The following is a 7868-nucleotide window of genomic DNA, read 5'->3' as shown; positions in this document are numbered from 1 at the left end:
TATCATTCGACGCTGAAAAATTGGAAGGTTCATTGACTCGCTTGCCAGAACGCGATGAAATCAACCCAGAAATCAACGAAGCACTTGTCGTTGAATTCTACAACAAAATGCTTTAATTTCTATTGGAAATTTATTCAGAAGCCGTTTTCGGCTTCTTTTTTATTCGATTAACAAAAAGAGACTGGGACAAAATTTCCCAGTCTTTATTAGTTGTTGAGTTTTATAGCATCTTTAAAAGAAGATTAGCCATTTGTTCAGGGCTTTCCTTACTGCCTCGGGCGATCCACATTTGGTAGACGCCAAAGAAAGCATTAACGAGGTAGACGATGCCGTATTCCTTTTCGATTTGATTGAAAGCTTTGTTTCGAAACCGTTCTTGTAGGATTTGGGAAAGCAAGGATTGGAGCTTATGGCGCAGGAAATTTTGGATTTCTCTAGTACCGTTTTCCGTCAAGAGGGCAGCCAGAAGAGGCTCTTGGGTCAAGAACTGAAAGACCTCTGTGATAGCGACTGCAACATCTTCACGATTGTGCTCAAAGATGTATTCTAGTTGATGAAAGAGCCCTTGCTGATAGCGCTCAATCATATCATATTTATCTTTGTAGTGGGTATAAAAGCTACTGCGACTGATGCCAGCAGCTCGGGCCAATTCGACTGTTGTGATGTGGTCAAAAGACTCTTTCTGCAATAATTCAACCATGGCCTTCTCAATGATGGCCTTGGTTTTTTTACGTTTATTACTTTCTGTCATTTTAATCTTTCCTTTATGATTGAATTGTACAAAATTAGACAAGGTGTACAAAAATAAAGTTTTCTGCTTGCCTTAATTTTTTTATTGTGTATAATCTATTATATCAAATTTTTAGACATTGTGTATAAAAAAGGAGAAAAGATGTTCAAAGAATGGAAAGCGATCTTCAAAAAACCGAAGATTATTGTGGTCATGCTGGGGGTTGCCTTGATTCCAGCCTTGTATAATGTGATTTTTTTGAGCTCTATGTGGGATCCATATGGCAAACTTTCTGATTTGCCAGTAGCGGTGGTCAATCAGGACCAGAAGGCGAGCTTGTATGGACAAGACTTGTCCATTGGGTCAGATATGGTTCAAGATATGAAGAAAAATGCAGCGCTAGATTTTCATTTTGTGGATGAGAGTCAGGCAGAGAAGGGACTGGAAAAGGGCGACTATTACATGGTGGTGACTCTTCCCAAGGATCTATCAGCCAATGCGGCTAGTATCTTGAGCAATCAGCCTAAGCAGGTCACGATTAATTATCAAACATCCAGTGGCCATAGTTTTATCGCTAGTAAAATGAGCGATTCTGCCATGACTTCGATGAAGCAGTCGGTCAGTCAGAAGATCACGAACAGCTATGTGACAAGCCTTTTTGCGAGCATGGACAAGCTAAAAGGTGGACTTGGAACAGCCGCAGATGGGACAGCTAAATTGGCCGAAGGCAGTCAGGAATTGGCAAACGGCAGCAAAAAACTGTCTACTAACTTGGAAAGTCTAGCTCAGTCCAGCCTAACCTTCTCAGATGGAGCCACAGCGCTGTCAACTGGTCTGGTAGCATACACAAATGGAGTGGCTCAGATCAATGCCGGCTTGCCGACTTTTACTAGCAAGATGACGGAATATACAGATGGAGTTGGGCAGCTTTCAGCTGGTGCCAGTCAATTAACCGTTCAGTCACAAACATTACTGAATGGAACTAACCAACTGACGGGCAATTCACAGGAATTAGTCGCTGGTGTGGAGCGTCTAAATAGTGGTTTGGCAGAACTGCAATCATCCGTTAATAGCAGTGTTACTGCTAATCAAGAAAAGGTTGCTCAGTTGACGGCGGGTCTAGATCAGCTCAATACAGCTATTCAGAATGCCACATCGGGAACGAGCTTGCCAACGGAAACAATTGCGGCTTCTCTCACGACGATTGCGACCAATGCCCAGTCTTTGGCAAGTAGTGCGCAAAGTGATCGGGCGGCAGCCGTGGCCGCTTTAGAAGGCACAGCTGCTTACCAGAAACTCTCTGCCAGTGAGCAAGAAGAACTAAAAGCAGCTCTAGCAGGTGGTACGGATTCTAGCAGCAGTGCGGCGGCAGCCATTGTACAGGAAGTTCAAGCTATCCAAACGAATCTGCAAGGACTGCAAACGGCTAGCAGTCAGGCAAGTCAGCTGTCAGCCGCAGCCAATCAAGTCCTGCCAGGTGCTTCAGCTATGATTAGTGGCCTCTACGGCGGTCTAGGTCAGGTAAATGAAGCTCTGTCCTCTGCCAGCACTGGTTCAGCGACCCTTTCTCAAGGCATTACGGCTTATACAGGCGGCCTTTCTCAAGTAGCTCAGGGAGTAGCGGCATATACTGCAGGGGTTGATCAGCTTTCTCAAGGAGCGGCTAATCTAGCGAGCCATAATGACCAAGTGACTTCAGGAATTGGTCAAATCAGCTCAGGCCTCTCTCAATTAAATGATAAATCCTCAACTTTGGTCACAGGGATGCAAACATTATCTACGGGTGCCACTCAAATGGCGGATGGTTCTCAGCAGTTAGCGACTGGTGGTCTCACCTTAAACAGTGGGCTGGGAGATTTATCAATCGGTGCTCAGACTCTAAATACAGGCTTGACGGATGCCAAGGGTCAATTGTCCGAGCTTTCAGTGACAGAGGACAATGCAGCTGCCTTGGCTGGTCCTGTCGAGCTGAAAAAGACAGATAAAGATCAGGTTGGTAAAAATGGTGTTGGTATGGCTCCCTACATGATTTCTGTTGCTCTTTTTGTAGCAGCGATTTCGACCAATGTTATTTTCGGCACGCTCCCTTCTGGTCAAGTTCCAGCTTCTCGCAAAGCTTGGCTCAAGGCTCGTCTGGAGGTCAATGGTTTGATTTCTGTTTTGGCTGGCATCTTGGTTTATGGAGCGGTTCATTTGATTGGTCTTGAGGCCAACTATGAATGGACGACGCTGGCCTTGACTGTTTTAGCCAGCATGACCTTTATGGCGGTTGTGACAACTCTGGTCACTTGGGATAGTAAGGTCGGGGCCTTTATCTCCTTGATCCTCTTGCTCCTGCAGTTGGCTTCCAGCGCTGGTACTTATCCGCTGCCTCTGACGGCGGAAATCTTCCAAAAACTCAATCCAATCTTGCCGATGAGCTATGCGGTGTCAGGACTGCGGGAAACGATCTCGATGAATGGTCAAATCGGTGGCCAACTAGCCTTCTTGACCACGACTTTACTGCTTTTCATGGCCTTAGGAACAATAGCCTATCGTCCTGATAAGAAAGAAATCATTTAAGATAGAGAAGAGTGCAGATTATTTTCTCTTCGAAAGGAATAACTTGGTTTTGTGAACAGAACCAAGTTTTTTTGTTTCACGTGAAACAGTCGTGAAACAGCAGAGAATTTTATTGTATAGATTTTCTCCACAAGTCTATTTTATTCGGTATGAAAATATGAATGTTTTGTTTTCTTTAAGTTTTCTTTAGCCTTCCTTTAAGTTTTCATCCGTAAAATGGCTCTAGTTACAAGAAAGACAGGGGGAGAATCCATGGCTAAAAAAACATTTAAAGATAAATTTCAACGATTTGAAACCAAATACATTATTTCCAAAGAAACTTTGGCCGATTTATTGACCGAGTTTGAAGGCCATCTGGTGGAGAATGAGCATGCTTATTCGACCATCAACAATCTTTACTACGACACCCCGACCTATCAAATGATTCGTGAGTCTTTAGAAAAGCCCTATTTTAAAGAAAAATTGCGCGTGCGGACTTACGATGAACATCCGAAAGAAGACAGTCAAGTCTTTTTGGAAATCAAGAAAAAAGTGCGTAAGATTGTCTACAAACGCCGCATTTCGACAGATCTAGTGGCTGCCGAGGCTTACTTGGAGGGCGATCACAGTAAGATTGAAGATTGTCAGATTCGTGAGGAAATCGACTGGCTGAGTCAGCGCTACGGTGGCCTGCGGCCTATGATGTATATCTACTACAATCGTTATTCCATGAAAGGGATTGAGGATCCCAATGTTCGAATTACCATTGACCACGATTTGACCTACCGGAACTATGATTTGAGCCTCTTGCATGGTCATTACGGAGAAAATCTTCTGCCGCATCATCATGTGATTATGGAAGTCAAGGTGCCAGGAGCCTATCCGCTCTGGCTGAGTGAGATTTTGGATCGCCATCAGGTCTTTCCAAGTTCCTTTTCCAAATACGGGGTTGCTTACAAGAAAACGACAGACTATAAAGGAGTTGTAAATCATGCTTAGTCACTTATTTTATGATATTTTTACCGATACGGCCGTAGATCCGGCTATGATGATGCTGGCAATCGGAGTGTCCTTGCTTTTGGGCTTGGTCGTTGCCAAGGTTTACCAGTTTAAGACGGTTTACAGCAAATCCTTTGTGATGAGTTTGGCGCTTTTGCCGACCTTGATTGCAATTGTCATCTTCTTGGTCAATGGAAGTCTGGGAGCAGGGGTTGCCGTCATGGGGGCCTTCAGCTTGATTCGTTTCCGTTCCGCACCGGGAGGGGCCAAGGAGTTGGTGTCCATTTTCCTAGTTATGACAATCGGGATTGCCATCGGAATGGGCTATCTGGTCTTTGCGACCGTCTTTACCCTCATCATGTCGCTTGCCATGCTGCTGCTTGAGGTGGTTAATTTTGGTCAGATGAAGCATTCCATGCGCCAGCTGACTGTCGTCATACCAGAAAGTCTGGACTATGAAAGCATTTTTGATGATATTTTTAACAAAGCTGCAAATCATATTGAGCTAGCCAATGTCAAAACCTCTGATATGGGGAGCTTGTTCAAGCTTAAATACATTATTCAGCTGAATGGTCGAATGACCGAAAAAGAACTCATCGATGCCCTGCGCACGCGCAATGGAAATTTAGAGATTGCCATCAGCCGCTACATTACGAAAGAAAATGAATTATAATATCTAGAAAGAGGTCAATCATGAAAACAGGCAAGAAAAAAATAGTTCAGAAAATAAAACTAATGGTGCCTCTAGCGCTAATGAGTGTCACCTTGGGAGCTTGCAGCTTGACCAACCAGTCCAGCACTCCTACGAGTGCTAGTGCCACGACCACTCAAACGGCTAGCAGTACGACAAAGACAGATACATCTAGCTATTTCACGGATCGTGATCAGGATGCTTCTTATGATGAGTCGACAGCGACCAAGATTAGCTTGAGCGGCTCTACAGCCAAGACATCTGGTGACGGAGCGAGCGTTTCTGGCTCAACGGTGACCATTACGGCAGCTGGGACTTATGTCCTCTCTGGCAGCAGTGAAAATGTGCAGATTGTTATCAAGGCTGGCGATCAAGACAAGGTTCAGATCGTCTTGGATGGCGTGACCATGACAGGGACGGATGCAGCGATTGTGGTAGAAAATGCGGATAAAACCTTCATTACCCTAGCTGAAGGCAGCAAGAATAGCATTTCTGACTCAGCCAATCACACCAATACTGACTACGATGCGGCCATTTACAGCAAGGACGACTTGACCTTTAACGGCTCAGGCAGTCTGACCATTGAAGGAAAATATGGTAACGCAGTCGAGTCTAATGATGACCTGCGCATCACAGGCGGGACTTATACGATTAAAGGCTACAAGAATGGCTTGTCAGCCAATGATGCCATCAACATCAAGGAGGCTAGTCTGGATATTACCGCAACGGAGGATGCGATCCACGCAGATAATGACGAGGACACTTCGCTCGGAAATCTCTATATCCAGTCTGGGACCATTACGATTAATGCTGGCGATGACGGCCTTCATGCTAGCAATGCAGCGGTGATCGACGGTGGCACCATCACAGTCAAGTCCAGTGTCGAAGCTTTAGAGGGAACAAATGTCACGATTAACGGCGGTACACTTGACCTTTATGCGACGGATGATGGAATCAATGCAGCTAGTACGGCGACTGGGGCTGAGATTTTCATCAAGATTACTGGTGGTGACATCAAGGTTGAGGTCGGCCAAGGCGATACAGACGCCCTTGACTCCAACGGCGATATCATCATGACAGGCGGAAACCTAGCTATCACGTCCACTGTGTCTGCCTTTGACTTTGATGGTAAGGCTACCTATACGGGCGGGACCATCACGGTCAATGGGCAAACCCGAACCGAAATCACGGCAGATGGACCTGGTGGCGGCGGTGCCCCAGGCGGACAAGGCGGGGGTCCCGGTGGACATTGATTAGAAAAAATCTAAGCAGAGATTGTGCTTAGATTTTTTTGTTTAAATCGGCATAAAATGTACAAAAATGATATACTGGTCTCAATGATGAAGAGGAGCATACGATGAGAAAAACGGCTATTTTTGAAGATGTTGTTTCGATTATGACCCAAGATTCGGCAACTAAAAAGGATATTGCCGGTGCGGATCCGACTATTTTTCGCGAATGTATTTCAGACGATATGAGTGAAAAGGACTTTCTTTATCAGGTTCAGACTTATCTAGCTAGCTTCGGAGTTATTGGCCATGTAGCTTTTCGGGAGAAATATGCTAAGCCAAAAGGTTTTGTTCTACGTTCAACAATCCAAGGACTTTATGTTGAGCAGGCTAATGCAGATACGAATTTGCAGGCGGGCGATCAAATTGTGAAACTGGATGGACAGCATCTAGAAGAGTTTTATAGGATGCACCGAGCGTATTTTACCAGTTCAACGCCCGAGCGAAACTACCGTGAGTGGAGCGAGTTGATTTCAAAAGCTAGGCAAGTGACTGTTTTGCGAGCAGGAGCAGAGCAAATCCTTTCAGTTGAGCCTAGCCAGAATCCTGTAGAGAGTCGATTTGAATGGAAAGAGTTAGAAAAGGGTGTTATTTATCTCCGTTTGGATGACTTTAGGAACGAGAAAGCCATCAACAAACTCTATCAGGAAGCACAAGATACTATCAAGAGGGCTGCTTGTCTGGTGATTGATGTCCGTCAAAATACTGGAGGGATGGACTCGCTGTATTTTCCCCTGCTCCACTATGCTCTTTCTGAGGGGCAAGTCTATTCTGACTTGGGCTGGACTGATGAAGGGATGGAAATTCTCTACACAGAGCGGAATGTTGACCTGCGTTTGAAAGATTTTGAAGCCTACGTGCAGCAGGAAGGGATTAATCAGGAGACGAAGGATTTGTTGGAGATAATCATGCAAGACCTGCAGGCCAATCGGGGCAAAGGCTATGTTAAATTTGGAGGCGAGGACAGGGAAATGTTTCCTAATGTGAAAGGAGGAAGCCATCCTGAGAAGATTTTTGTCTTGGCAGATGTCTACTGTGCTTCGTCGGGAGACAATTTTGTCCAGATGATGAAATGTTTTCCTAAGGTGACGGTTCTGGGGCGCCCGACTCTTGGAATACTAGATTATTCTAACTGCTGTCAGGTAGATTATGGTGACTATAGTTTGAACTTTCCAACTTCACGCGCTCTAGCACTTGATAAGGGACAGGGTATGACAGACAAGGGGATTGAACCAGACATCCTTATTCCTTGGACAGTTGAGCATCTGGAGCGGGATGTGGATTTGGAGCGCTGTTTAGAGATGATTCATGACTTTTAGATATCAAAAACGACCTTTTGTTTGGAGGTCGTCTCTTGTTTATTCATCAATTCTGATAGACATCTTCTCTGTATCCACGGTCACTTGAGCACCGATGGTAATGGTAAAGAGCGGCTGAGTATGAGCAAAGTCCAAGTCATAAAGAACGGGAATTTGTTTGAGAATCGGATGTTTATCCAAGATATAAAGGAGCAACTCCTCTGTCATCTGACATTCTTTTGGAAAACGGCCAATGAGAAGGGCATGCGGGTTAGGATAGGCCTGAAGGAGGGCAGCTAGATTGCGGTCAAACTCCACAT

The 7868-nt window shown here is 45.1% G+C and carries 6 protein-coding genes and 2 pseudogenes; 6 read left to right on the top strand and 2 right to left on the bottom strand.

What is annotated here, in order from left to right; genetic code table 11:
- A pseudogene (locus Q0191_RS02510) lies at nucleotides 1-116 on the top strand (30S ribosomal protein S4); the annotation flags it as partial.
- Between the two features lie 104 nt (nucleotides 117-220).
- On the opposite strand, the gene Q0191_RS02505 reads toward Q0191_RS02510, so the two are convergent.
- On the bottom strand, nucleotides 221-751 hold the full coding sequence (locus Q0191_RS02505; RefSeq protein ID WP_125445870.1) for a TetR/AcrR family transcriptional regulator: 531 nt from the start codon (nucleotides 749-751) through the stop codon (nucleotides 221-223).
- 141 nt (nucleotides 752-892) lie between these two features.
- Here Q0191_RS02505 and Q0191_RS02500 point away from each other — a divergent pair, with 141 nt between their 5' ends.
- From Q0191_RS02500 to Q0191_RS02480, 5 genes are all read left to right on the top strand, one after another.
- Nucleotides 893-3292: a YhgE/Pip domain-containing protein gene (locus Q0191_RS02500; RefSeq protein ID WP_297663537.1), complete on the top strand. Its 2400-nt coding sequence runs from the start codon at nucleotides 893-895 to the stop codon at nucleotides 3290-3292.
- Between the two features lie 252 nt (nucleotides 3293-3544).
- Nucleotides 3545-4270, top strand: a complete 726-nt coding sequence (locus tag Q0191_RS02495; RefSeq protein ID WP_297663535.1) for a polyphosphate polymerase domain-containing protein — start codon at nucleotides 3545-3547, stop codon at nucleotides 4268-4270.
- Entirely contained in the window at nucleotides 4263-4943 is a 681-nt protein-coding gene (locus tag Q0191_RS02490; protein ID WP_297663533.1) for a DUF4956 domain-containing protein, read from the top strand. Before Q0191_RS02495 ends, Q0191_RS02490 begins: the two co-directional genes overlap by 8 nt.
- A 20-nt stretch (nucleotides 4944-4963) precedes the next feature.
- Complete coding sequence (locus tag Q0191_RS02485; RefSeq protein WP_297663532.1) at nucleotides 4964-6214, top strand: carbohydrate-binding domain-containing protein; 1251 nt, start codon at nucleotides 4964-4966, stop codon at nucleotides 6212-6214.
- Nucleotides 6215-6318: 104 nt separating this feature from the next.
- Nucleotides 6319-7569 (top strand): S41 family peptidase, encoded by a 1251-nt coding sequence (locus Q0191_RS02480; RefSeq protein ID WP_297663531.1) that lies wholly within the window; start codon nucleotides 6319-6321, stop codon nucleotides 7567-7569.
- 39 nt (nucleotides 7570-7608) lie between these two features.
- Here the strand turns inward: Q0191_RS02480 and Q0191_RS02475 are convergent.
- Nucleotides 7609-7868: pseudogene (locus tag Q0191_RS02475) on the bottom strand (LD-carboxypeptidase); the annotation flags it as partial.

It is taken from the genome of uncultured Streptococcus sp., assembly GCF_938036805.1.
Taxonomy (GTDB): Bacteria; Bacillota; Bacilli; order Lactobacillales; family Streptococcaceae; genus Streptococcus.
Note: the sequence above shows the minus strand (reverse complement) of the source record. Positions and strands in the feature narration are given on the sequence as shown.

Bases quoted from the DNA above. Each gene is read 5' to 3' on its own strand.
- Q0191_RS02480 (WP_297663531.1), top strand. From the start codon at position 6,319: ATGAGAAAAACGGCTATTTTTGAAGATGTTGTTTCGATTATGACCCAA.
- Q0191_RS02495 (WP_297663535.1), top strand. From the start codon at position 3,545: ATGGCTAAAAAAACATTTAAAGATAAATTTCAACGATTTGAAACCAAA.
- Q0191_RS02485 (WP_297663532.1), top strand. From the start codon at position 4,964: ATGAAAACAGGCAAGAAAAAAATAGTTCAGAAAATAAAACTAATGGTG.
- Q0191_RS02490 (WP_297663533.1), top strand. From the start codon at position 4,263: ATGCTTAGTCACTTATTTTATGATATTTTTACCGATACGGCCGTAGAT.
- Q0191_RS02505 (WP_125445870.1), bottom strand. From the start codon at position 751: ATGACAGAAAGTAATAAACGTAAAAAAACCAAGGCCATCATTGAGAAG.
- Q0191_RS02500 (WP_297663537.1), top strand. From the start codon at position 893: ATGTTCAAAGAATGGAAAGCGATCTTCAAAAAACCGAAGATTATTGTG.